Source organism: Elusimicrobiales bacterium, assembly GCA_041651175.1.
Classification (GTDB): domain Bacteria; phylum Elusimicrobiota; class Elusimicrobia; order Elusimicrobiales; family Elusimicrobiaceae; genus JAQTYB01.
Window position 1 is genome coordinate 1 of sequence record JBAZJT010000009.1, and the last position, 24,330, is coordinate 24,330.

The window sequence follows — 24,330 nt, forward strand, 5'->3', positions numbered from 1 at the left end:
CAACAACAAATTGCGCTACCTGCGTCGCGTTACCGTAGCTGCCGGAGGAAACGCCGCTGGTTCCCAGCGTCGGGTTCGGATAAGTGCCGGTTAAATCGCCCGCCGCGCTGGTGGTCGTATAAATACCATTCGTTACCGTCGCCGCGTTGCCCGTGATGCTGCCCACAATTGAATTGCTAAACGTCTGCGTCGCGTCCCAGGTATGCGGGGCGGAATAATGACCGGCGGCTATCGTCGGGTTCGGGTAGGTCCCCGTCAAATCACCAGCCGCGGCACCCCCTGAGAGTATGACACCGGTCAAGCCGGCGCCGCTTCCTGAAAATTCGGTGGCCGCGACTGTACCCACAACTTGCAAGGCGCTTGACGGAGCAGTCGTACCTATACCAACATTGCCAGTGCCTTCCAGCGTCATCACATGTTTTGTGCCGGTGGTGGCGAAGTCCCAAAGGTAGAAGTCAATAGCATTGCCTGACTGGGCACCGGCGTTATGCCGCGTTTTAATCTCATGAGCGGTCGTGAGCGTGCCATCGTAGCCGAAAACTATTTGGTTCTTGTCAAAGGCGTCGAAGCCGTTCCCACGCGCAAGCCCAATGGCTCCCGGTGCAGTGTTGTTGGAGAATGTCTGTAAGGCCTCCCAAGTGTGGGCACCAGTTTGCACGGAGGCCAATGTGGGATTCGGATAAGTCCCGGTCAAATCGCCAGCCGCGCTGGTCGTGGTGTATATACCATTCGTCACCGTCGCCGCGTTGCCGGTGATGCTGCCGACTATGCTCTGGCTGAACGACTGCTCCGCCGTCCAGCTGTGCGGCGCGGAATAATGGCTGTCCGCTATCGTCGGGTTCGGATACGTCCCGGCCAAGTCGCCCGCCGCCGCGCCTACGGGCGACGCTTCTATGTTGACATTCGTCGCCGAGGTGATGCGCCCTTTCGCGTCCACCTCAAACCGCGCTACCTGCGTCGCGCTGCCGTAGCTGCCGCTGGTTACGGTAGTGGCGGCAAGTTCCGGGTTCGGATAGGTCCCCGTCAAATCGCCGGAGGCAACCGTGGTGGTATATATGCCGTTGGTAACCGTCGCCGCGTTGCCAGTGATGCTGCCGACTATGCTCTGGCTGAACGACTGCTCCGCCGTCCAGCTGTGCGGCGCGGCATAATGACTGTCCGCTATCGTCGGGTTCGGATAGGTGCCGCTCAAATCGCCTGCCGCCGCGCCCACCGGTGACGCTTCAATGCCGACATTCGTCGCGGAGGTGATACGCCCTTTCGCGTCCACCTCAAACCGCGCTACCTGCGTCGCGCTGCCGTAGCTGCCGCTGGTTACGGTAGTGGCGGCAAGTTCCGGGTTCGGATAGGTCCCCGTCAAATCGCCGGAGGCAACCGTGGTGGTATATATGCCGTTGGTAACCGTCGCCGCGTTGCCAGTGATGCTGCCGACTATGCTCTGGCTGAACGACTGCTCCGCCGTCCAGCTGTGCGGCGCGGCATAATGACTGTCCGCTATCGTCGGGTTCGGATAGGTGCCGCTCAAATCGCCTGCCGCGCTGGTCGTGGTATATATACCATTCGTTACCGTCGCCGCGTTGCCGGTGATGCTGCCGTCTATGAAAGTGGTGAACGTCTGCGTCCCGCTCCAAGTGTGCGCGTCGGAATAATGACTGCCCGCTATCGTAGGATTCGGATAGGTGCCGCTCAGCTCGCCCGCCGCCGCGCCGGTGGGTGTTGCGCCGGTTATCAATGTGTTGGTAACCGACATGACACGGCCCTTCTCATCCACACGGAACTGCGCCACATGCGTGCCGTCGCCATACTCGCCGCTGGTTACGCCCGTGGTAACCAGCGTCGGGTTCGGGTAAATCCCCGTCAAATCGCCCGCCGCAGTCGTGGTGGTGTAGATGCCGTTGGTGACCGTCCCGGCGTTGCCGGTGATGCTGCCTACTATGGGCTGCACAAACGCTTGCGTCGCGTTCCAGGTATGTTCGCCGGACTGCGTGAGCGCCAGCGTCGGATTTGGATAGGTGCCGCTCAGCTCGCCCGCCGCCGCGCCGGTGGGCATTGCGCCGGTTATCAACGTGTTGGCAACCGACATGACGCGGCCCTTTTCATCCACACGGAACTGCGCCACATGCGTGCCGTCGCCATACTCGCCGCTGGTTACGCCCGTGGTAACCAGCGTCGGGTTCGGATAGGTCCCCGTCAAATCGCCTGCGGCAACCGTGGTGGTATATATGCCGTTGGTAACCGTCGCCGCGTTGCCGGTGATGCTGCCGACTATGCTCTGGCTGAACGACTGCTCCGCCGTCCAGCTGTGCGGCGCGGAATAATGGCTGTCCGCTATCGTCGGGTTCGGATACGTCCCGGCCAAGTCGCCCGCCGCCGCGCCTACGGGCGACGCTTCTATGTTGACATTCGTCGCCGAGGTGATGCGCCCTTTCGCGTCCACATCGAACCGCGCTACCTGCGTCGCGCTGCCGTAGCTGCCGCTGGTTACGGTAGTGGCGGCAAGTTCCGGGTTCGGATATGTCCCCGTCAAATCGCCGGAGGCAACCGTGGTGGTGTAGATACCGTTGGTTACCGTCGCCGCGTTGCCCGTGATGCTGCCGATTATGGAATTGCTGAACGTCTGTTCCGCACCCCATGTATGTGAAGCGGAATAATGGCTGTCCGCTATCGTCGGGTTCGGATACGTCCCGGCCAAGTCGCCCGCCGCCGCGCCGGTGGGCATTGCGCCGGTTATCAACGTGTTGGCAACCGACATGACGCGGCCCTTTTCATCCACACGGAACTGCGCCACATGCGTGCCGTCGCCATACTCGCCGCTGGTTACGCCCGTGGTAACCAGCGTCGGGTTCGGATAGGTCCCCGTCAAATCGCCGGCGGCGGGGGCGTTTACGTCCAGTTTGCCGGATTGCAGGGCGTTGTCTGCGCTGATTCTTGCCGCGGTTTCAGCCGACAGGTCGGAGCGCAGCGCGGCAGTGCTTACCACAACCACTGACATGGTGCTGTTGAGGTTGTCAACATCGGTGCGCAAGGTTCCGGTGCTTTCGGACACGATAAACAGAATGCTGCCGTCGGCCAAAGCGCGGGCGTGCGCTTCCGCATTCAATGCAGCGACGGTGGCAAACGCCGTGGTGGACACCAGCGCGTCCGGAATAAGGCCGGAAGAGTCAAGCTGCACAAGCTGATACGGGCCATTGAAACCGCCGGAAAACGCGCCGGTGGTTATAAGAACGCGCCCGTCGGTAAACTGGCCCGCGCCCACCGCCGCGGTGGAGACAAGAACCCTGTCGTCGCCGAACAGGCCGGAAACCGTCGCGGCGGTTGAAACCGCGACCCTGTCGTCGCCGAATTTGCCGCTGGAAATTGAGCCGGTGGACAAATTCACCGCCACCACGTTGTAGAGTTTGGAACCGTCCAATGAGGGCAGTTTGCCGTCGCCGTCAACTTTGACAAGCTGGTCCACGCCGTTGAAGACATTCCCCCTTAACGTAACGTCGCCGCTAAGCCTGGCAGACGGCCATATGCCTTCCACCGTGGCGGTGGAAATGCCGGCAAGGAGGGAACCGTTCACAGCAGGCAGCGCGCCGTTTGAATCCAGCTGGACCAGCCTGCCGGCCACATTGAAAATGTTGCCCTGCAGGGTAACCGAGGAGGCGTTCAGCAGCAGCGGCGAGCTTTCCGTGCCCTGGCCGGAGAACTGGGCGGCGTCGCCGGTGACAAAAAGCAGGCCGTTGGCGCCGGTGGTGACGGGAACATAGGTCAGGCCGTCCAAGCTGACTTTCAGCCGGCCATCCGCCGCGGAGTAATAGAGCCTGCCCGGCGCGGCGGCGGGTTCAGGCGCGATATTGCCGAAAGTAAGATACCCCAGCGGCGACAGCGAGGAGGGGCCGAAATTCGCGTTTGCCAGGAAATAGGTCTGATTGGCGAAGGAATTCTGTCCGGTGAAAGTCTGCGTGTCGGCCAGCAGAACCGCCTCCTCCACATGCTTGGCGTAGAGGGCGTAGGGCGTGGAATAGAACCGCTCCAGCGGCAGCGCGGCGCCTTCCACCGAAACTTCCAGGTACGGGTCTATGGCCTGCCAGTTTATGCTTGCGAAAACGGCGGGATTTTTCAGCCCCAGAATGTAGCGGAATACGCCCTTGCTGACGGTTACCTCCACCTCACCGGACGTCCAATAGGTGGGGCCGCCGGTATGGTCGGTGATGCGGAACACCATATGGGTCTTGCCGTTGAATACCGCGGAGTTGGAGCGCAACGTGCCCTGATAGGTTACGCCTTCAGGCGGCGCCGCAAACGAAATGCCGGCGCAAGCCGCAAGCAGCGCGGCTGCGCACATTGACAATTTCATTAAGAGGCGTCTTATACCCATATCTATGCTCGGGGCGCAAGCTCGGCGGTGAAGTAAATGCTGGTTCCCGCGCCGAGCTGGCTTTCAACCCATATTTTGCAGCCGTGAGCCTCCACTATTGACTTGGCGATATAAAGCCCCAGGCCGGTGCCCTTGGGGCTTTTGGAATGGACAACCGCCGTCTTGCCCTGTTCAAACAAACCGAAAATGCGGTTCATGTCCGCAGGGGCTATGCCGACGCCGGTGTCTTTGACCGCGATGGTCGCCGTCCCGTCCGAAGAAGCTACGGCGACGGACACCGTCCCGCCTTCGGGGGTGAATTTTATGGCATTGGAAATCAGGTTTGTAAGCACCTGGCGCAGGCGCTCTTCGTCGGCGCGGAGGCGGGTGCTGCTGCCCTCCGGCGGGCCGGCAAGCGAGATTTTAAGGAAATCCGCGCGCTCCTTGAACAGGGTCAGCACGTCCCAGGCCAGTGTTTCTATCACAAAAGGAGCCTTTTTGATATCAAAGCGCCCGCGCCGGATTTTGGCTATGTCCAGCACGTCCGAAATAAAACGCGACAGGCGGAAGGTGTTGTTCTTTATATATTTTATGTCCTCTTCAAACTTGTTGTGGGGGAGATACTGGGATTTAAGCTCGTAGAGCATAAGCTCCAGATAGGACTCTATGGCCGAAAGCGGGGATTTCAACTCGTGCGTAACGGCGGAGACGAAATCGTATTTCATCCGCTCAAATTCCTTGAGCCTGCCGAGCATGGAATTGAACTCATCCGCCAGATAGCCGATTTCATCGTTGCGGCGCAGTTCCAGCCGCACATCCATATCGCCCTCTCCGGCTGATTTAAGCGCCATGGCGATTTTTTCAATGGGCCGCGTCAGCGAAACCGCCATAAGATAGGCGACTATGTAACCCAGCAGCATGGTGATTATAAAGGTTTTCAGCACGCCGGAGAGCAGCTCGTTGGTGTAGTCCGCCATCTCCCGGGCGGCGAAGTTGCGCGAAAATCCCACCACAACGAAATCGCCGCGGTACTGATGGGAAAGCTCCCGCGACAAAACATCGCTGCCGGCGCCCGGGTTCTTCAACCCGTCCGCTTTAGCCCCTATGTGTTTTTTATCGGAATGCGCCAGGACGGTGCCGTCCGCCGACACAACGTAGCAGAAATCCACGTTGGGATTGGCGCGCTTTATGTACTCGGTGAAATTCTGGACCAGCAGGTCGTCGTTGACCAGCAGGCCTTCCTCGGCTATCTTTGCCAGGGAATCCACCACGGCCTCGTTCTGGCGCTGCATGGCGTCCTCGTGAAACTGCCGGCCCGAAAAGTAGTAGAACCCCATGCTGACCGCAAGGGCGACGGCTATCGTCAAACTTATGGCAAGCGCGAATTTCATTCTGAGAGACATATTACTCCCCTATCTCCCGCTTTATCCGCTCCAGCGCGCGCAGCGCGCGCGGATGGGCCGGATAGGCTTCCAGACACTGCCGCCAGAGCGCCGCCGCCGCGCGCGAATCGCCCTTGGCGTAAAACCTGAGTCCCTTGGCATACAAAGCATCCGCCGCAACCTTTGACTTGGCAGGGCCGGAAGCCGGAGACGGCGCCACCGGAACAGCAATAACGGCACGTCTGGACGAAGCCGTCTCCTCAGCCGAAGCGGCAGGCGCTTTCATTGCGGCAGGCGCCGCAGGGGCCGCCGCGCTGACCGCCGGAACGGAAGCCTCCGGCGCGGCATGTTCCGCCGCAACAGCTGCCTTTTCCTCCGGCGCGGGAGCGGGCCGCGCGGAAGCGGTTTCCTCCGCAACTGCGGGCTGCGCCGCCGGCGCCGGTTTCACCGCGGAGGCCACCTCGCCGTAATGCGGGATGTCCGGCACGGACACGCCGCCGCCTCCAGTCAAGGAAACCACCGCGCCCGACACCCGGCCTCTGGCGCGCGGCCCGTAAAAAAGCGCCTGCTGGTTGGACGGGTCAAAAGCCAGCACCTCGTCCCATGAAACGGAACTTTCGGCGTAGGAGCCGGCGCGGTAAAGCGCCATCGCGTCCCGCGCGGAAAGCATGGCGGCGCGCGCCCTGCCCTCGCTTTCAAAGGCGCCGCGCATCGCGGCAAGCGCGGCGCGCTCGTCCGCGGAATAGGCGGCATCCTTCGGCGCCTTGTATGAAAGCGGTTTTTTCCGTATCTCGTCAAGAGGCGCGGCCAGCGCCGGGTAGGCCGCCGCGGTTTCCTTCATCAGCAGCAACCGCAAAGAGGAGGCCTGCGCGTTGAAAGCATTGGCCGGGTCCGCCGAAACCGGGGCCGCCGCCATCAGCCGCCCGTAAGCCTGCCAGCACAGCGCGGGAGATTCGCCGGAAACGGCCATTGAGGAAACCGCCACCGCCTTCGCCTGCCACGCCGCCAGGCGCGCCTCGATTTTCCGGCGCAGTTCCGGCAGGTAGACATTTATCATCTCCGCGTCCTTAAAGAGTTCGTCGCGCCTGGAGATGTCGCTCTCATATTCCTTCTCGGCGAGTTTCTGCCCGCTCCTGCGCATGAATTCAAGCGCCTTTTCGTGGTCCGGCTCCTCCTGAAGCGCGTCCATGAAACCCACCAGGGCCGCCTCATACTTTCCCGCGTTGTAGAGGGCCAGGCTTTCCTGATACAGCCACTCCGCCCTGTACGACCCCGCGTAAGAGGCCGGGGCTGCGGCAAGCGACAAGACCAGCAGCATCAACTTCATGGCAGGGTCTCCATCATATTGCGCAGCTTCTCCATCAGCTGCAGCGCCTGCGTGCACTTCGGATCCAGCTTGAGAGCCTCGTTAAGCTCCAGCACCGCGTCGTAATAGCGCCGCTCCGCCGAGAGTTTCTTGGCCCGCTCGTAATGCCAGAGGGCCTTTTCCTCGTCCTCGGTCAGATGCGGGGTAACCTCTATGGGCTTGCCGAATCTGGCGGCTATGCTCATTCTGTTGACCACATTGAATTTGCCCATGCTGGCAAGCGCATAGTCCAGCCGGAATATCTTCAGATCCATCCCCACGCCGCAGCGCAGCCCGTTGCCAAGGTCCTGCCCCGACATATACCCGCCCCGGAAGGCAAGCGAGCGCCACAGTATTACTTCAAAACCCGCGGAGTAGCGCATGTCCATATCGCTGTCCTTGACAATGTCGCCCGTGAGGGTAAGCGGGTCGCCCCATATAAGCGTCTGATAGCTCATGCCCAGCCGGTAGGTGGTGGGAGCGGGGTCTTTTTCCGCGTCAAACTGGAAACCGCCGCCCAGCGAACGCGCGCTGGCGCCGACGCCCAGTATCCCGCGCCCGAATTTGGTCATGCCCAGAACGCCCACATCGTAGAGCAGCGCGGAGGCGGACACGGTGTCTATGCTCTGATTGGCGTACTTCAGCGCCGCGCCGGCGAACAGGCCCTTGCTCCTGTCGCCCCAGGGGCCCGTGATGCGCCCGGCATAGGAAATGCCGTAAAGGCTGTCACCCGCGGTAACATCGGCGACCTGATTGCCGCTGTTGTCGTAACCGGCAAAGGGAGCCATTCTCAGCATTGTGCCAAACAGAGAGAGCGTGCCATGCCGGCCCATCGGATGCGCGTAGGCCGCTTCCTGCAGCGAGATGCCCTCCATCCACGCATTGTACGAAAACTGCGCCTCTTTCCAGTTCTGCAGCGCGAACAGGGCGGGGTTGGACTCCATCGCGCCCAGCACGTCGCCCGGCAGGGCGGCGCCGCCCTCGCCCATGGCGGAGAGGCGGGGGCTTTGCACTATGCGCGTCCACTCCGCCGCCACTTCTCCGGCGGCGCACCAGCCCGTTCCGGCAAACGCCGCCGCCGCGCACACGGAAGCGAGCGCGGAGCGAACGAGTTTGACGGACGGGCGAGAGGTCATTTTATCACCGCCAGTTTGCCTGTTTTGCGGTTGTCGCCGGACATTATTTCCCAGATGTAGACGCCGCTGGCGACCACCACGCCGCCGCTGTTTTTCACATCCCAGCACACATCGGTCGCGGGCGAGCCGCACATGGAGGAGGCCACATCAAGGCTGCGCACCAGACGGCCGGAAAGCGTGTAAATGTGTATCGTCCCCTCCGACGGCGCGTTGGCGAAGCGGATTCCGTCGGACCACCGCCCGTAGCGGGCCGCGTCGCCCGCATTGGGCCTGAACGGCACGGGATACGCAAACACCGGCGACACGTCGGTATTGAGAGACGCGACCATCGCGTAGGTGGAAACCAGGACTGTCTGCAACGTTACGCTCTGCGCCTGGGGATCCACGCCGGACTGCGGCATTCTGGCCCAGCGGTCCTGCGTTCCGTTGTACCACCACACCGACAGGTCCTTGGAATAGCGCACCGGCCCCGCGCCGCTGAGCACGCCCTTGCCGTCGGCCTGATACGAGAACGAATAAACCGCCGGCTTGGCCAGATCGTTGGGGAAGCGCGCGCCCTGCGCGGTATAGATGTTTGCGGCCAGGGTTTTAAGCAAAGTCCTGCCGCCGGGCAGCGGAGTGGCCGCAACCCCGGTTCCGGGCCCGCCCGTAGATGATGACAGCGAGAGGAAAAAATCGCTGGCCAGCGCGCCGGAGGGAAGCGTCACGTTGGTGGAGGAGTCGCCCTCGTCAACGCGGCGGTTGTCAAACGCATGGTCGCGGATTACGGTGAAGCGGCGGACCTCCTCGGACTGTATCTGCTCGCCGAGAATAGACACAAGGCCGGTGGTGAAGCGGACTTCGTAGGTGCTGCCCTTGCGCCAGGCGCCGGAAGAGGACTCAATATCCAGCTCCATCACATACTGCCCGCCGGAGGCGATGTTGAAATGGGCGGTGGTAGCCACGGGCAAATCCATGTGGTCAGTGATTTCCCGCACAAAGACGCCGTTGGCAACGGAGGCCGTGTCTATATCTACGGTGAACAACACGCCCAAGTTATCGGTGGACAGCGCGCCTACGACGGCTCCGTCGCGGAACGTGGCGGTGGACGCGACAAACCCGCCATCCGAAGCCAGCGCAAGCGGGTTCTGGTCTATGAACATCTGGGAGAGATAGCCGCTTGTTATCTGAGAACTGGCCTGCGGCGGATTATCCCATGCCGCAGGCTCGCCGAAAGTGTCTGCCAGCGTATAGGTATTCCCGCCAGCGTTTACCGTCACTTCCGAGCGGCCCAGGGTGCCGATGTAAGAATCTATGATTTCCCACCCCGCCTCCGCGCGCCCGGCAGCCAGACACAGGCCAGCCGCAAGAACCGCGAGCGCGGCAAAACCGCGGCGCGGCGCGCCGCGGGCCCGCGTTCTGAGGTGGTTCGGAAAACTGGAAACGCTGCATTTCATATATCCATACTATAGAAGCCCTTTCAGCAAGGAATAGTCAAGAATTAGTTAAAATTGTATCATCTCTTTTTTCATTTTTGCCACATAAACCCACACACAGCAATCCACCTCCATTACATTGTGTGTTTTTTGCAGTAATATCCCTACATAAAATTGCATGTTTGCCAAATCGCTTCACAAGCCCGGAACTTGCAGTTGGCAGCGGTAACCGGGGCGACGGACAGCAGGCAATCCATCGCGGAATTTGACGAGCATACCCGCAAGCCTGAAAGTTTCAGTTGGCGCGAGGACCGAGGCGGCAGCTGGCGCGGACAGTCCGACGCAGAAACCTCCGCCGGTTTTCAAAAACACCCAGTTTTGCAACAGGCTCTGAAATTATCCTTTCGTACAGTGATGTACGCGCGGATAATTTTGTTCGGCATTATTTTGCGCTTTTTCGCCTCGGTTCTCGCAATCAACTGAAATTTTCAGGTTAATCGTTTTCGGAATTTAAGGCGGGCGCGGCGCGTGTCAGGCGTTTATTACTATCTGATTTTTCCCTTTTCTTTTGGCCTGATATAAGGCCTCGTCAGCTTTTTTCACAAGCGATACGACCGTGTTCGCATTTTTACCGCATGCGGACGCGCCCATGCTGACCGTTACCCTGTAACGGGCCGACATGAAAGACAATTTTGACTGTATCCTTTTGGCCACAATATCCGCCGCCTTTATATCGCTCAAAGGCAGAATCAGCGCAAACTCGTCTCCGCCGTAGCGGCAGCAAATATCCACATCTCTTGTTGATTGCAGCAGCAGAGTTCCCAGAAGCGAGAGGAGAACGTCTCCCTCCTGATGCCCGTATTTGTCGTTGAATTTCTTAAAATCGTCAATATCAATTATCAACAGAGTGACGGGAGTGCCGTAGCGGGTATAATACCCCACCTGCATGTCAAGGTTCTGATACAAATGCGCGTGATTAAAAAGCCCCGTCAGGTTATCATACTGGGAAAGCCTGATAATGTCGCCGACATCGGCTTCGGTAATGAGGGTTACATCCTTCATCTCCGACGTGGAATTTGAAAGGTAGTCCAAAGCGGCGACAACCAGCTTGACGTTCCTGCTTAATTCCCTGGACAGGTTGAATTTATGCGAGAGAATCCGGCCCCACACATCCTCGGCGACTTCAGGCGGAAAATACTGGTGGGTGATTAAAAAGAGGATGTCGGAAAAAAACATCTTTCCTCTTTTATTGTGGATGTCTTCAACAAATATTTTTTCGGGATCCAGAAGCGTCCTGTCTCCGGCCATGGCGGATACCAAACCCAGCGTCAGGGCGTTGCCGGCAACAAGCCTGTCCAGCCGCGCGCTGTTCGTTTCGTAGGATGACGACGAATCCGTGTCCACGGTGTTACGCCTGTTTAAGAAACGTCAAGCCTAAGCTTTTGTTCTTAACAACTTGGCCAGCGTCTGCGCCTTGCTGCTCAGCCGGGTTATATCCGACCTTGTTGCGCCGAGTTCGCGCTCCACGCCGCGCAAATGATTTGCCAACGTGGCGTTCATCTTCGCAAGCGCTCTTTGCGCCTCCGGCCCCGCATGCTTTTTGAAGGCCTTTTTGAACTGGGTATGCAGGTTAATGCTTTCCCTGCTTTTAAGCTTGAGCAGTTCTCCCGCCCGCAGGTGTTTCCGGCTGACTTCCTTCAGAAGAGTTTCAAGCTGGATCCGCATCTGCCAGATTTCCCCTCCGGTCTCAGTCTGAAATCTGTTCCTGTTAGGCCAGCGTTCCTTCACCGCCGTATGAACATTTTTTGCTGAATTATTCCGCATTTGAAGTTCTCCTGTTAAGCAGGCCATGCCCGGCATGAAAAGAATACGTTATGCCGCTTTGCAAAAGGCCTGCCAGCCGTTGCCGCCGGGTACGACATTTGTATGCCGGATAAGTTTCCCGAAAAGAGTATACACTATCCGGACCCGTTTGGGGAGCCTGTTGCGAAACGGCAATTGCAGACTGGTGAAAACAAGCCCCGCTTTATGCTATAAATTGGGTGTGGGAGCGGGTGTAATGTATAAACCAAGGGACACCAAAACCGCGCCGCTGTTCACGCAGCCTTTCGCGCTATACGGCCAGTTGGACAAAAACAACCGCTGGCTGCGGCTTGCCGCATTGGTCAACTGGGCCGAGATGGAAAACGTGTACATGCGGCATTTCAGCCGTTTCGGCAGGCCGGCGAAAGACGCGCGGCTGGTTTGCGGGCTGCTGATGATCAAATGGCTTGAGAATTATTCGGACGAGCGAGCCGTCGCCGAATTGCGAGAGAATCCCTACGTCCAAGCTTTCTGCGGCTTCCCCGCCTTCTCCACCGACGAAATAGCCGATTCCGGCATACTCTACCGCGCGCGGCAACGGCTTGGCCGCTCCGAATTCTCCTTCTTTGAGGATGAAATCGCGGATCTGCTGCGCAAAAACGACACCCTGCGCCAGAAATTCCCGCGCGGAGCGCGCGCCCGGCCCGGCCTGGCGGGACGCTGCGTGGAATGGCTGAAACTGCTCTGCAACAGAAAATAAACCCGTTTTCCGCTATCCTCATGGCAGCACATGACCCGGATTTTGCGCGGGCCGCGAATCGCAGAATACATTTGGCAGACGTGCGCAAGCGCCCGGCTGAATGAGCGATATATACCGTTGATGCCAGGAAAAACACATCGGCTTGTTTTGCTATCCGCCGCTATCCTCATGCCCGGAACGGATTGCCGCGCACATGATGACCCGCGCGAGGGACGCTCCGTTTCCACAATCACTGTTACGGGCTGCAGGATAAATCCTGAAATCATTCTGAAAAAAATCCCGCTGAAAGCGGGGCAGCCGTGGTCGGAAAAGCTGGAAGCCGAATCGGTTGACGAATTAAACAGGACGGGAAATTTCAAGAAAGTTTCAATATCCAGCCGTTATGACGCCGCCGCGAATGCCGTTGTAACGGAAATAAATGCCCGGGACGGCTGGTTTCTGCTGCCATTGCCCCTGATATCTGGCGGAAGCAACGGAAGCGGCATGTCGCTTATGCTCATATCGGGCAATTTGTTCAGGCAGGGCGAGAACATAATGCTTGGCGGCGGCAAAATAAACGGCGCCTCATCCGGCATGCTGGGATACAGGCGGGACGATTGGTTTTTTAACGCCCGCGGCGGCGACGCCAACCAGACAGAAACGGTTTACGCCGACGGCGCATACAGCCTGGACAGGAACAAAGCGCCAAGCGGCGCGGCGCCGGTGGCAAACTCGTATACAAGGAAAAGCGCCATGGCCTCGCTTGCGGTCGGGCGCAAACTCAACAAATATAACTCCGTCGGACTTTCGTTCTCCCAGGCGCAGTATGATTTTTCAGGGGGGAATGCGCCGCCGGAGGAGCATGGCGCGCATAATGCGCTCGGCTTGTCCTATGAATGCCACCATGACACGCGCAGGGGCGCTTCCGTCCAGCCGGCGGGGTTCGGCGTGATTTTCGGGATGGGCCTTTCGGGGCTGGATGAGATGCTCAAACCCCTGCCCGATACGGCAAGAACGGATAGTTTCAGTGTAAAACTCGCGCAAGCCGGAGGATTTGTCGGTTCGGATTATAAGTATACGCTGGTTCATGTCCGCGCGGGGGAAATATGGGAATTCCCCGGCAGGGACAAACTCACACTCTCGCTGCAAGGCCTCAAAGGCTGGAATTTGCCTTTGACGCAACTGATTTCAAACACCAATAACCAGCTTTTATACGGAACTTACAACCGGGACTGGCGCGGGGATAAAGCTCTCGCGGCCACCGCGGGTTACACATACCATCTGCGCCGGACAAAACGCGGGATGCTGATAGCCGAGCCTTTTGCCGAATTTGCGAACATATGGAACGGCGCTTCCCGTCAGACGCAAAGCGGCGCGGGGCTGTCTTTCAGATACAGGTTCTGGCGCTTTCCCATGCCGATAGGCCTGACATTCACCCGCAGTTTCCATGACAATGACTGGGGCATTTCCGCCATGGCGGGGTTTGGACGCTGAATTGCAAACTCATACGACATCACCCGTTTTTTGAAAAGCTGTGGTGTATTGGCAAACGCCAACGAAAACGGAATCAAACCACGAAACACACGAAAGGGGAACAAAAAGTTTCCGGTAGTTGCTCCCGCCTTGTTCCAGAGCCTTTTCGTGTGTTTCGTGTTATGCCGTTGATTGACAAGGGGAAAGTTGTTCCTTTCCATTTTCGTGTGTTTCGTTCATGGGGGACGCCGCTATTTTGACATTTGTTTCTTCATTCGCGCGGCTGTTTCCGGCAATACAAAATACGGCATTGCGGAAAAAATGGGTGATGTCGTGTGATATAATGCCAACGGGCGCGGATTCGCGCAATACTGGCACGGAGGACGCTTATATGGAACAAGACAAATTCAAGGTTTACGCATATCTGCTGACGCACAAGAATTCAAGCAAACGCTCTGACGCGCTTATTGCGGAGCATGTGGCGTATGTTCGCAAACTTGACGCCGAAGGCAAGCTGGTCATCTGCGGCCCGTTTTTGAACTATAAAGGCGGCATGGTGGTGGTGAGGGCGGGTTCCATCGAAGAGGCGCAAAAAATCGCCGAAGTCGACCCGTTCGTGAAAAGCGGGTTTGAAAGCTACGACTTGCGGGTCTGGATGATAGGCTGCAAGGAAAACAACTTTCTGGCGTGAGCTTTCGCTCAGAAGCCATTGAGCCTCGCGTTTATGCGAGGCTCGGCGGTCTGGTTTTCGCAACTCAATGTTGCCAGCCGCGCGCGCTTTTTGTAGCGTTTATCTGATGAAAGGTTTTTTCGCGTTTGCCGCCGCGCTGTTTGCGACTTCTTCCGGCTATTGCGCGCCGGCTTTCAACTACGAAAGCGCGGTTTCGTCCGCTTCGCTCGCGCCGGAGCATATAGAGCCTTATGACGGCGGCTCCGCCTGGCGGCTGTATTATTCCTCCGGCACATACCCCTACGGCGGCTGGCAGATTTACAGCGCCACCTCCACCGACATGGCGAACTGGGGCATGGAGTCCGGCGTGCGCATCAGCACTTCCGGCATAGGCGGCGCCAACGTTCTGGGCGGCTTCGGAATGTATTACGATCCCAGCCCCTCGCTGGGAAATTATCACTACCGCGGATTTTTAGCCGCCGCAAACACCACGCTGCCCACAACCGGCTATTACCTGCTCTCCGCCCGGTCCACCGACCAGATAAACTGGGAGATGGTCAGCACCGCCGCCGTTTCAGCCGCTTATATGAACAGCCCGCGCCCGCTGCTCCGCTCCGACGGAAGCCTGCTTTTGCTTTACATAACGGATTCCGGCGGGGCCGGCAATCCGTCCGATTACAGGATTTATTATTCCACCAGCGGCGACCACGGAGTCAGCTTCGGCGCCGCCGCGCAGTTGAAAGACGACAATGCCTTCGCCGTTTACATCTCCACGCTTACCGGCGGCAGGGTGCGGCTTTATTATTCCGCCCCCTACACCTCCACGGGAACCGCGCCCTGCGCCATTTCCAGCTATATAAGCTCCAGCGGCGGATTTTATTTTTCAAAGGAGACCGGAGTTCTGCTTTCCACAACAACCTCCACGTCGCAATTTGCGGACTTTGCGGTGGCGCGCTCGTCCGAGGTATACAGCTGGCGGCTGCTGGCCGGGGTCAAAACCGGCGCGACCAATTATATCGCCTCCGCCCTGTCCGACGCGCCGTATGCCGTGTCGGTATCGCCAAACGTCGTTTACTATACCGATTCCTCGCGCGACCTGACGCTTTCCGGCGAGGTATTTTCGCAGACCATATCCACCATAACCGTAAGCAACGGCTCATACAGCATATATGTGGCCTCCGTAACGCGCAATTCGGATATTTCCGCCGCTTTCACGGTGCAGCCGGCAAGCGCGCCGCTGGGAAGCTATACGGTTACAATAATCAACGATAACGGCAAGCAGTCCGCCCTGGCAAACGCGCTGATTGTGGACTATCCCCCCGGCACGGAAACCATAACCGACAATCTGTTCCGCCCGCTAAGGGGCGAAACCTGCAAATTTGACGTGGCGGTTTACAATCCGGGCCGGCTGACGCTGCGCGCCTATACCATAAACGGCCAGCCGGTAAAGAAAATCTACGATGCCGACATTGCCTCCGGCGTCCAGCCGGCCATAATCTGGAACGGCGACACGGACGCGGGCAACAAGGCCGCCAGCGGGCTTTACTTCGTTACGGTAAAAGGCCCCAAGCTGGACAAGCTGGAAAAAGTGGTGATTGTGAAATGAGATTCATAACGGCGGCGCTCCTGACACTGCTGACCGCGCCGGCCCGGGCCGAAAACGGCTCGTCGGGCGCGGCTTTTCTGCTGAGGCCGCTGGGCGCGCGCGCTGCGGCCATGGGGCAGGCGGCGGTTTCGCTGCCGGCCAAAACGGCGGACGGGCTGCTGTTCAACCCGGCCTCCACGATTTATATCTCCAGCCGCACGGCCTCCGCCGACTATCTGCGCGGCTATGCCGATGATTCCACCGGCTTTGCCGCTTTTGCCGCGCCGCTGGGCGGCATTGTGCTGACGCCGGCGATATTCTATTACAACGCCGGAACAATGAACCTTAATCTTTCAAACGGCACGCGCGGAACCGTAACAGCCGAGGAAGACACCATGCTGATAGCCGCCGCCTCGGCAAAACCGCTGAAGTTTCTGGCTGTGGGCGCGGCGTTCAAATACTGGAGCAGCTCGCTGGCGCAGTCGGCCACGGCGCGCGGCACAAGCTGGGACATAGGCGCGATGGCGGAGTTGCCTTACGGCTTTATGGCCGGGGCCGCGCTGCAGAACGCGGGCGGCAGCATCAAATACGAGGATGTCTCCGACCCCGCGCCGCTGACGCAGCGTCTGGGCTTTTGCTGGCGCGGCAAAATAAACGGGCACAAGATAGACAGCACATCCGATTTCTCGGATATTGATTTTACGGCGGCCACGGATTATTCCAAAACCCTCGGCGAGGACGGCTATTTCCAGTCCGGCGTGGAAATCGGGATGAAGCCCGGAGACGAGATGTACTTCGCGCTGCGCGCCGGATACATGTTCGGGCGCGAGGTGCAGACGGCCACCTTCGGCGCGGGGGTGGAGCAATCCGGCTGGGGGCTGGATTACGGTTACGGCGGCGCGCGCGAACTGCCCGCGCTGCACCAGTTCACACTCTCCCGCAAATTCTGACCTTCCTTTAACCCGGATGTTTTGCATAACGTTTTACTGACCTTTCCCTGTTAACAATTTTTTGCGAAATAATGCCGAACAAAACTTAGGCGGGTATTTTGTAATAATGGCAGTAATGGGCGGCTTGCGCAGATTGCAGGAAACCCGCCAGGAATGGAAAGAATTAAAAAGCACAGGCGCGGAAATCAGCGCGAAAGCCGCGCCGAGCCTCGTATAAAAACAGGAGATACCATGAAAGAAGAAATCATTGCAGCAATGTTGTGCGGATTGCCGCTCGCGGTTGCCGTCGCCAATGAGCCGACAATTCACACATTCCCCTCACAAGGAATAACCAGCCTGAAAATGGATGTTGAAGTTGGCGCGATAAGTGTAGATGGGACAGCCGGTGATAAAATCACTGTGGAAGATTTGCCGGACAATGCGGCAGCTTGCGATATAACCATGGCGGTTAAGGGTGACAAATTGGTAATCACCGAGCGAAAAAAATCCAACTCGCACAATGATTGGACATATAAGACTGGGTTCAAGGTCAATATTTCATCCACGATGCTTGTGTCCATAACCGCCGAATCGGCCAATATGGTTGTTTCAGCCATAAACGGCGGCGTGGATATAAAGGCGGAGCATGGCAACATAAGTCTTTCAGGCGTCAAATCCACCGTGAAACTGGAAAACGATTCCGGTGTTATAAATGTGAAGGAACTGGTTGGGGATTTGACTGTGAAATCCGACCATAGCAACATAGACATTTCGGACTTGAAATCCACTGTGAAACTGGAAAACAGTTCCGGTGTCATCAATGTGAAAAAGCTGGAGGGAGATTTGACTGTGATATCCGATCACAGCAACATTGATATTTCAGGCGCGAAATCCAACATCAAATTGGAGAACGGTTCCGGTGTCATTCATGTGGCGGATTTGACAGGAAATCTGACCGTGAAAGCCGACCACAACAACATAGACATTTCGGACTTGAAATCCACTGTGAAACTGGAAAACGATTCCGGCGTTATAAATGTGAAGGAACTCGCCGGGGATTTGACTGTCAAATCGGACCATTGTTCAATAACGGCAGAAGCGCTGAAATCCAATCAAATAAGCATAGATGCCGAATCCGGCTCGGTGCGTTTGAAAGGACTGCACAATGCCGTTTACATCAAGTCAGGGTCCGGCGCAGTAAATCTCCAGTGGGATGCCGCGCCCGCCTCGGGAAAGGTGGAAATTGAATCCGGCAATGGCGACGTGGAATTGCATTTTCCGAAAACCGCTAAACTGAGTTCGCAGCTTTCAGCGTCAGGCAAAATTGTGAACGAATTTGAGGCCGATGCCGCCGGGATTCCGGTGATTGTCAAGACCGAGACCGGACGCATTTCCGTAGTCAAAAATTAAGCGTGAACCGCCTGTTGCGGGACCGGACAGGTCTTGCAACAGGCGCAGCGCGAAATGACGCGCCCAAATATGCCCGATTGTTTCAAACGGGTAATGAGGAGAAAACATGAAAGAACAAACGGCGGGGGTAAAAACCTCTCTAAACAAAAACTGCCACCGGAGTCCGGTAGCAGAATTTGGTCAAGACTGGCGGGGACGAGAACCCGCAAATACGACGGATTCATTCAGTTCCGAAGCCGCAAAAGCCGATTTCCCCTATAGCGAAATACCGCTTATGCCCGCCTTCAGCCTGCTTTGCGGCCTGCAAATCGGCATTATCGCCAATGGTGAGAGGCTGCTTACGGAAACCGTAGAAAGCTTTGGACTACCCGATTACGCCCGCCATACCCTAAAAGTTCCAATCCCGCCGTCTTACAGAACGACGGGATTACAACTGGCTATCGGAGCGTAGAATGCGTTCTTTTTCAGCTTGGCTTCCGGCGCGATTCATTGTAACCTTCCTTCTGACGGAGCAATTCATATATTCTAGGAGGCATTACTATGAACGCAGCGCGGGCAGAAATCGGCAAGAAGTATATCACCCGGACCGGCATACCGGTTACGGTAGTCAGCGTAAAAGACGGCAAAATATCGCTAAAATCGGCAACGACTGGCAGCGTTATCCGGGTAAATGGCGATTACGAGTTGAAGCCAATCAACGACCCCCAGCCTAGCCACACGCCCAAATCCGGCAAGAAAACCGCCCCCAGCGGCAAGTCCGGCGCACAAAAGCCTGCTTCTTTGGCAGCTATCATAGACCCCATATTGCTAGATGGCGGACACACTGTTAAGGAAATCGCGGCAGAATTGGGCCAGAAGGCGGGCGAGAATGCCAAAGGCAAAGACCTTGAGGCAAATGTCCGAGCCCGGCTGGTATCGTATAAGCGAAAAGGCTGGCAGGTCTTGAAGAACGGCAAGCAGGTGCAGGTTATTCGTAAATAAGGCTAGGGTTTGCGCTTGCGACTTTGTTTCTTGGGACTGGGAGCTGTTGCTGTCATGTCGGCGGTAATTTCTGGGAGATTCTGCGCGGATTGCGGATTCGTAGTGTTTTTGGACTCCTGTTCGTTCTTGTATGCGGCTGCCCGCTTCTTGAGAATATCAGCAGCAATCATGCGGGCCAGCATGCGAAGCCCTTGGTCGAATCGTTGTTGCTCCTCTTCTGTCCAACCTTTCTGTATTCTCGTCTGTGTTTGTCTCATAGACATTAATACCATCCATATTCTCGCGCAGATGTTTTTCCTAAAGTTCCGAACTTTAAGGACTGTTTCCGGATGGCTTGATATTTCGCTGACTTAACATCTAACAAGCGGAGCTTGAATAATCCTGAAATTTTGGTGCGTGTAAATACTGCTGCAAATGGGGACCGCCCAAGCTTTCCGTTGATAATTGGTCTCAAACCGTTGGCAACCTCTGGAATATCACTACTCAATTGCAGTCGCCACATACCATTATTCTGCCGGTATTTTAGCCACAAGGAAATGATGTTTCCATCAGAAGTTTTAAAGCTTTTTTCTACAGAGCTTGCACCATGAGGATTCAGCCCAAAAAATAGGGCTTGTTCCGATTTAAATTCTAACTCTCTGCCTAATGCCGTATTCTTTCCTAATTCAATCCAACACGTATTTGATAGGCTGGGGTCTTTCTCGGAATCATCATCTTTTAATATTTCCCTACCTTTCTGTGGTACTTTTGGCCCGTGCAAGGGCTTCCGGTGTTTACAGTATTCTCGTTCATAATTTTCAATCTCGTTCGAGGTGGGGTTATGTCCTATACGCCATATAGTATTCGCAAATTCTTTGAAATGTGCCTTTTCATCGGCGGATTCAGATGATGCTATAAATATTGCTTCTCCATTGCGTGTCAATCCTGATATTGTCAGATTTGATGACCCAGTAATTAACGTGGTCGGAGAAGCATTATCTTTTGATGATAACACTATCGTCTTGGGGTGAAATCTCGCACCCTTTTTAGCAAAGGATATAATTCGCAAAGACGAGTTCGCTAAATTTTTACATAAGCGCAACGCGTCCGGTTGAGTTATAAAATCGTCTGTGCCCAAAATCCATTTATACTCCATGTTTGGATAAGTTTCAAGCAAATTACGAACTCCAGCGACCGTTGCATATGCCATTGCAACAAATAATGTGTCCCAAGAATTTTTAGACGCGAGTAGCTCCAACGATTTCTTGATAGTGTGTGGGAACGATTTGTCTGGGGATTGGAAAATGAGTTGGTATTTCATGGTCGAGCCTATACGTTATTGCGTGCAGTTTGTCGTATATTAAATAGCTGGAGCAGTGACGCATATATCGTGTCTTGAAGATGCGATATGCCGAAAGCCGACAGAACGGCAGAATCAAAAGCAATCCGGTCATGTGAAGCCAGTTCTGCCGGTAGTTCCAAAACATTCCGCAGAAGAAGATGCCCGAATGCTGTTAAAATACTATTGCGATGTCGCGGCGATATACCCGCGGGATTAAGCATGTGCAGATTGGCACTTAGTTTGCTTGCGTTAAGGTCAAGTGCTCCAAGCCCCCTGCCGAAACCGGATGCCTCAATAAAAAACATGCCTATTATGGAATTCATAAGGGCGTGACATAAATCCAAATCAACACTATTCGCTATGGTCGTAAGACGTATAAGTCTTTGGTTTACAAATGACCTTTCTGCAAGTCGGTGAACACAAAGTCGCTTGTCCGGATTCATAGGTATAACAAAATCTGCAAGCGTTGACGGGCTCATTTCATACCAATGATGTCCTGCTCGTGCTAGCACCTCTGGCAATGGTCGTCCCGTTCCGTTGGTTTCGTGTTGAAAACGTCTTATCCATGCCAGAGTTCCCCGCATTCCCAGTTGCTGGAGTTTTGTTAAGTCGTCAGGACAGCAAAAAGCTTCTTTGTCAGCTCGGGCGATTAGACCATCAATATCTCGCGATGACATTAATACTGGCCTTATGTATCGTGATTCAACACCGTGTTCTTGCTGGGGATAAAACAACGCATCCCACCCACGTCGTTCCCCACGTTTAATTTCGAAAGAATTATGCATGGGGACTAAGTTATTTTCAATCGCTGCGACCCAGTCAAGATTGACAAAAAATGAGGGCCACCCTAGCCCAATAGATTCTAATTGCGTTATGCGAGAGATGGTATGCGAAAATTTTGTTACGCCAGTAATATTGGGCACAGAAGCTAATATCGCGTTAGCTAATGAATCAACGCCACCACCTGTTGTTGCCCAATCTTCAATCCGATTTGTAGTAGTGATGAATTCTATAAACTCATCGTCTGGTGGGTCTATTTGAGAAGGTCGTTTCTCTAAAATGACGATAGTTGTTACTACATCCGAGTTAGAGAACCATCGCCCTGAACCGGAAATGACAACTCTTATGACCTTAAAATATCGCAATAATATTTGACGAAATTCCTGTCCCCAATCTGTTCCTAGCCATGAATTGGAGACTATGAAAGACAGGCGGCCTGATACTGTAACCAAATGCCGAAGTTGCAGCAGTAAATAGGCATAAAGGTCTGCTCTTGTGCTAAGGTCGCGTCCTGTGTCTTGGTGTATATCCTGCGCACATCTGGATATGAGGGGATTCATGTTGCTGCTTTTCTCAAACCGCACAAAAGGGAGATTCGAAATCACGGCATGCATTTCTGGAAGACGGCGTTCCACTTCAGTTCCACCAGTTGGATTTGTGAATACAATAACCTCTCCAACGGACAATTCTAAGGCATCATGGCGAAAAACCTGAATTACTTCGCCCATCCCAAGCGGGTCAGATAAGGCTATTGAGCAAAGTTGAAGAGGAAATGCAAATTTATCACTGCCCCATGTTGAGCTAAGGGCAGTACCTATCGGCAACCCAACTTGTCTTTTCAAGTCGTAAGCCGCTCGAGCAATCGTTCCCGTTCCGCAACATGGGTCAATTATCGGGGATATGCGATTTTCTATTCCAATGCGGACTAATAATTCCGCTAATGGTTTTGGGGTCGAAAATTGTCCGGCAAGTTTTTTTCTGGAGTAAGAAAGTGCTCCTTCTATTACTTGATGGAAACTCTCTTGCGATATGTTTTCCAGTTTAAAGTCGGTTAAAAATTTATTCAAGTCAACTAGCGCCGACCATGTTGTGGAATCCAATGATTCTTGCCCTATCACGTGGTGAAAGACGTTCATGAAGTCACAGGCGGCTGAAATAGACTCAAAAACAGCAATTGCCTGTGTTATTGTTGTTCCGTGGTTTATGGTTTCAACTTGAACAGAGGGTGCATGAAATCGTTTTAGGTAGTGAGCAAACAAAAATCTGTTTATCCAACTAATTATATTAACTCTAGCTAGGCCTTCATATTTAGAGCAGTCAGGATGCTCCAATTTGTTAACTTCCCACCATAAATCGGTTTCAGCAGCAAATGACGCATTGCGTTGATATGCGTGCTGTAACTTATCTGAAACTGGTGATGTGAAGATGTTAAGATAGTCTAGAAACAAGGCATTGCTAATGGCCACCGACGGAGTTGCACCCTGCAAAGCTTGTCTCTCTAGTAGGCCATTTATATCATCGATAATCTGATGCAACAATCTAATCCATTCTGTTTTTTGTATGTAAACATCTGCGCGTCGGCTGATATTAGTCCTCGGCCATGTTTTGTTAGGTTCAAAAACATCTTGTGCAGTTTTCAAATACAGAACCGCTTCGTCTGCATTCCATAGTAAAAAACTATTGAGGCCCAGTCGACGAGCTTTAAGCTCTGCGTTTTGAATGAGTTCCGTGTCGGTGATGGGGGTGTCCGGCATTTTCAGTTCCCATCCCTGTTGGACAATGCTTCCGCCTTTGTCCCCGAACAATAACACATCCGGGAACAAGCTCCCAGCTTGTCCGGAAAGGGTATATTCCCCGCCAGCTCTAACTATCGCCCGAGTGCGTAGGGCGCAGTATTGATTGATTTCTGTGATGACATCAATTGCCCACGAGCGTTCATTATATCTTGGCGAAGTCGTTGGCATTGTTGAGAATACCTCTATTGGGGCAGTAAAGACGAATTTTCTTTACAAACTTTTGATTTTTAGCGATATTGGACAACCGCTGCAGAGCCACTTGAATGTAATCAATGGAGCTTTTTTTAAAGAGTGCGACATCCTGATTTTTTTCAATGCCACAGAATCGTCTGTTTTCAAGTGCGGAGGCTACGAGAAAGCTTCCACTCCCAAAAGCGTTATCTAATACCAAATCCCCCGGCTTGGTGAAGGTACGAATAAGATACCGGGCTAACTCAACAGGTTTTTGGGTTGGGTGCCACACAGGGCCTTCGCTTTCAGCTGTTTTGAAATAAACTACATCGGTAGGATATCTATCCCCGTCGCTTTTTACATGCACGGGAAGGAAGTCTCCATAGCTGCCTGAAAATTGGCTTTTTCGAATCCCTTTATCGTATGCTACCCCCGTCCCCATTTGCGGGTTGTATGTGGGTTGCTTCCGATAAAAAACACAGATATCTTCATGTTTGCGGAGCGGTTGTTTTTTTGCGTTGAGAAAATTGGTGGACTTGGATTTTTCCCATGTTATCTTATACTTAAATGAACTCTCATTCGACATGATTAATTTCGCGGTGAAAATACCCTGCGAAGTTAAAATTATTGCACCATTAGGCTTAACCACCCTGTGATAAGCTTTCCACAGCTTATCTAAATCAATAACGCTGTCCCATTTGTTTTGAGTCGTTCCGTAGGGCAAATCGCATAAAACCATGTCTATGGAATGTGCGGGAAATTTCTCCAAAACATCTAGGCAATCCCCTTCAAATATAGAATTCCCAAGCTGTTCCTTTGAAAGTTGTTCCGATATTGGCAAACATCGTTCAATATTGACCGGAGCAAGGGCTATGTGTTCTGCCCATCTCTTGCCTATGGTTCTATCTGGAATTTGCTCTTTGTGCCCAATGGTGGTGGGACGAATTGATTCATCATTATAGCTACTTCTCAAATTGTTAGATGTAACGACTACGCCGTTTCCCATTACAATCACCTCTAGCGTTCACATATCGCTCTTAATACGGTATTAA

Annotated in this window: 19 protein-coding genes; 8 read left to right on the forward strand and 11 right to left on the reverse strand. The window is 54.8% G+C overall.

The features are described from left to right. From WC421_06275 to WC421_06305, 7 genes are all read right to left on the reverse strand, one after another. The coding region (locus WC421_06275) for a hypothetical protein (GenBank protein MFA5161834.1) at positions 1-4,342 on the reverse strand (4,342 nt) is incomplete at its 3' end. Positions 4,343-4,365: 23 nt separating this feature from the next. Next, the gene (locus tag WC421_06280) at positions 4,366-5,745 is read right to left on the reverse strand and encodes an ATP-binding protein (protein MFA5161835.1); all 1,380 of its coding nucleotides are present in this window, start codon (positions 5,743-5,745) and stop codon (positions 4,366-4,368) included. Position 5,746: 1 nt separating this feature from the next. After that, positions 5,747-7,051: a hypothetical protein gene (locus tag WC421_06285; GenBank protein ID MFA5161836.1), complete on the reverse strand. Its 1,305-nt coding sequence runs from the start codon at positions 7,049-7,051 to the stop codon at positions 5,747-5,749. After that, positions 7,048-8,205 (reverse strand): PorV/PorQ family protein, encoded by a 1,158-nt coding sequence (locus tag WC421_06290; protein MFA5161837.1) that lies wholly within the window; start codon positions 8,203-8,205, stop codon positions 7,048-7,050. Before WC421_06290 ends, WC421_06285 begins: the two co-directional genes overlap by 4 nt. Beyond that, positions 8,202-9,641 carry a T9SS type A sorting domain-containing protein gene (locus WC421_06295; protein MFA5161838.1) on the reverse strand — a complete coding sequence of 480 codons (1,440 nt, stop codon included), beginning with the start codon at positions 9,639-9,641 and terminating at the stop codon, positions 8,202-8,204. The genes WC421_06290 and WC421_06295 overlap by 4 nt, the downstream gene beginning before the upstream one ends. 510 nt (positions 9,642-10,151) lie before the next feature. Further along, positions 10,152-11,024, reverse strand: coding sequence for a GGDEF domain-containing protein (locus WC421_06300; GenBank protein MFA5161839.1), 873 nt, complete (start codon positions 11,022-11,024; stop codon positions 10,152-10,154). Between the two features lie 30 nt (positions 11,025-11,054). Next, the gene (locus WC421_06305) at positions 11,055-11,471 is read right to left on the reverse strand and encodes a hypothetical protein (protein MFA5161840.1); all 417 of its coding nucleotides are present in this window, start codon (positions 11,469-11,471) and stop codon (positions 11,055-11,057) included. A 208-nt stretch (positions 11,472-11,679) separates the two neighbouring features. Here WC421_06305 and WC421_06310 point away from each other — a divergent pair, with 208 nt between their 5' ends. The 8 genes from WC421_06310 (at position 11,680) to WC421_06345 (ending at position 19,210) form a co-directional block, all read left to right on the forward strand. Continuing rightward, the gene (locus tag WC421_06310; protein ID MFA5161841.1) at positions 11,680-12,183 is read left to right on the forward strand and encodes a transposase; all 504 of its coding nucleotides are present in this window, start codon (positions 11,680-11,682) and stop codon (positions 12,181-12,183) included. Positions 12,184-12,351: 168 nt separating this feature from the next. Continuing rightward, on the forward strand, positions 12,352-13,656 hold the full coding sequence (locus WC421_06315) for a hypothetical protein (protein ID MFA5161842.1): 1,305 nt from the start codon (positions 12,352-12,354) through the stop codon (positions 13,654-13,656). 370 nt (positions 13,657-14,026) lie between these two features. Next, positions 14,027-14,326 carry a YciI family protein gene (locus tag WC421_06320; GenBank protein ID MFA5161843.1) on the forward strand — a complete coding sequence of 100 codons (300 nt, stop codon included), beginning with the start codon at positions 14,027-14,029 and terminating at the stop codon, positions 14,324-14,326. Positions 14,327-14,432: 106 nt separating this feature from the next. Next, complete coding sequence (locus tag WC421_06325) at positions 14,433-15,911, forward strand: hypothetical protein (GenBank protein MFA5161844.1); 1,479 nt, start codon at positions 14,433-14,435, stop codon at positions 15,909-15,911. Next, a complete protein-coding gene (locus WC421_06330) occupies positions 15,908-16,840 on the forward strand; it encodes a PorV/PorQ family protein (protein ID MFA5161845.1) in 933 nt (310 codons plus the stop codon). Before WC421_06325 ends, WC421_06330 begins: the two co-directional genes overlap by 4 nt. A 231-nt stretch (positions 16,841-17,071) precedes the next feature. After that, positions 17,072-18,229, forward strand: a complete 1,158-nt coding sequence (locus WC421_06335) for a hypothetical protein (GenBank protein ID MFA5161846.1) — start codon at positions 17,072-17,074, stop codon at positions 18,227-18,229. Between the two features lie 106 nt (positions 18,230-18,335). Continuing rightward, positions 18,336-18,680, forward strand: coding sequence for a hypothetical protein (locus WC421_06340; GenBank protein ID MFA5161847.1), 345 nt, complete (start codon positions 18,336-18,338; stop codon positions 18,678-18,680). An 89-nt stretch (positions 18,681-18,769) separates the two neighbouring features. Beyond that, complete coding sequence (locus tag WC421_06345; GenBank protein ID MFA5161848.1) at positions 18,770-19,210, forward strand: hypothetical protein; 441 nt, start codon at positions 18,770-18,772, stop codon at positions 19,208-19,210. Between the two features lie 2 nt (positions 19,211-19,212). On the opposite strand, the gene WC421_06350 is transcribed toward WC421_06345, so the two are convergent. The 4 genes from WC421_06350 to WC421_06365 are packed head-to-tail and all read right to left on the reverse strand — an operon-like array spanning position 19,213 to position 24,284. Next, positions 19,213-19,467, reverse strand: a complete 255-nt coding sequence (locus WC421_06350) for a hypothetical protein (protein ID MFA5161849.1) — start codon at positions 19,465-19,467, stop codon at positions 19,213-19,215. A gap of 5 nt (positions 19,468-19,472) precedes the next feature. Then, positions 19,473-20,510 (reverse strand): phospholipase D family protein, encoded by a 1,038-nt coding sequence (locus WC421_06355; protein MFA5161850.1) that lies wholly within the window; start codon positions 20,508-20,510, stop codon positions 19,473-19,475. Positions 20,511-20,518: 8 nt separating this feature from the next. Further along, complete coding sequence (locus WC421_06360) at positions 20,519-23,275, reverse strand: N-6 DNA methylase (protein ID MFA5161851.1); 2,757 nt, start codon at positions 23,273-23,275, stop codon at positions 20,519-20,521. Next, positions 23,250-24,284 (reverse strand): site-specific DNA-methyltransferase, encoded by a 1,035-nt coding sequence (locus WC421_06365; protein ID MFA5161852.1) that lies wholly within the window; start codon positions 24,282-24,284, stop codon positions 23,250-23,252. The genes WC421_06360 and WC421_06365 overlap by 26 nt, the downstream gene beginning before the upstream one ends. Positions 24,285-24,330: the final 46 nt, after the last annotated feature.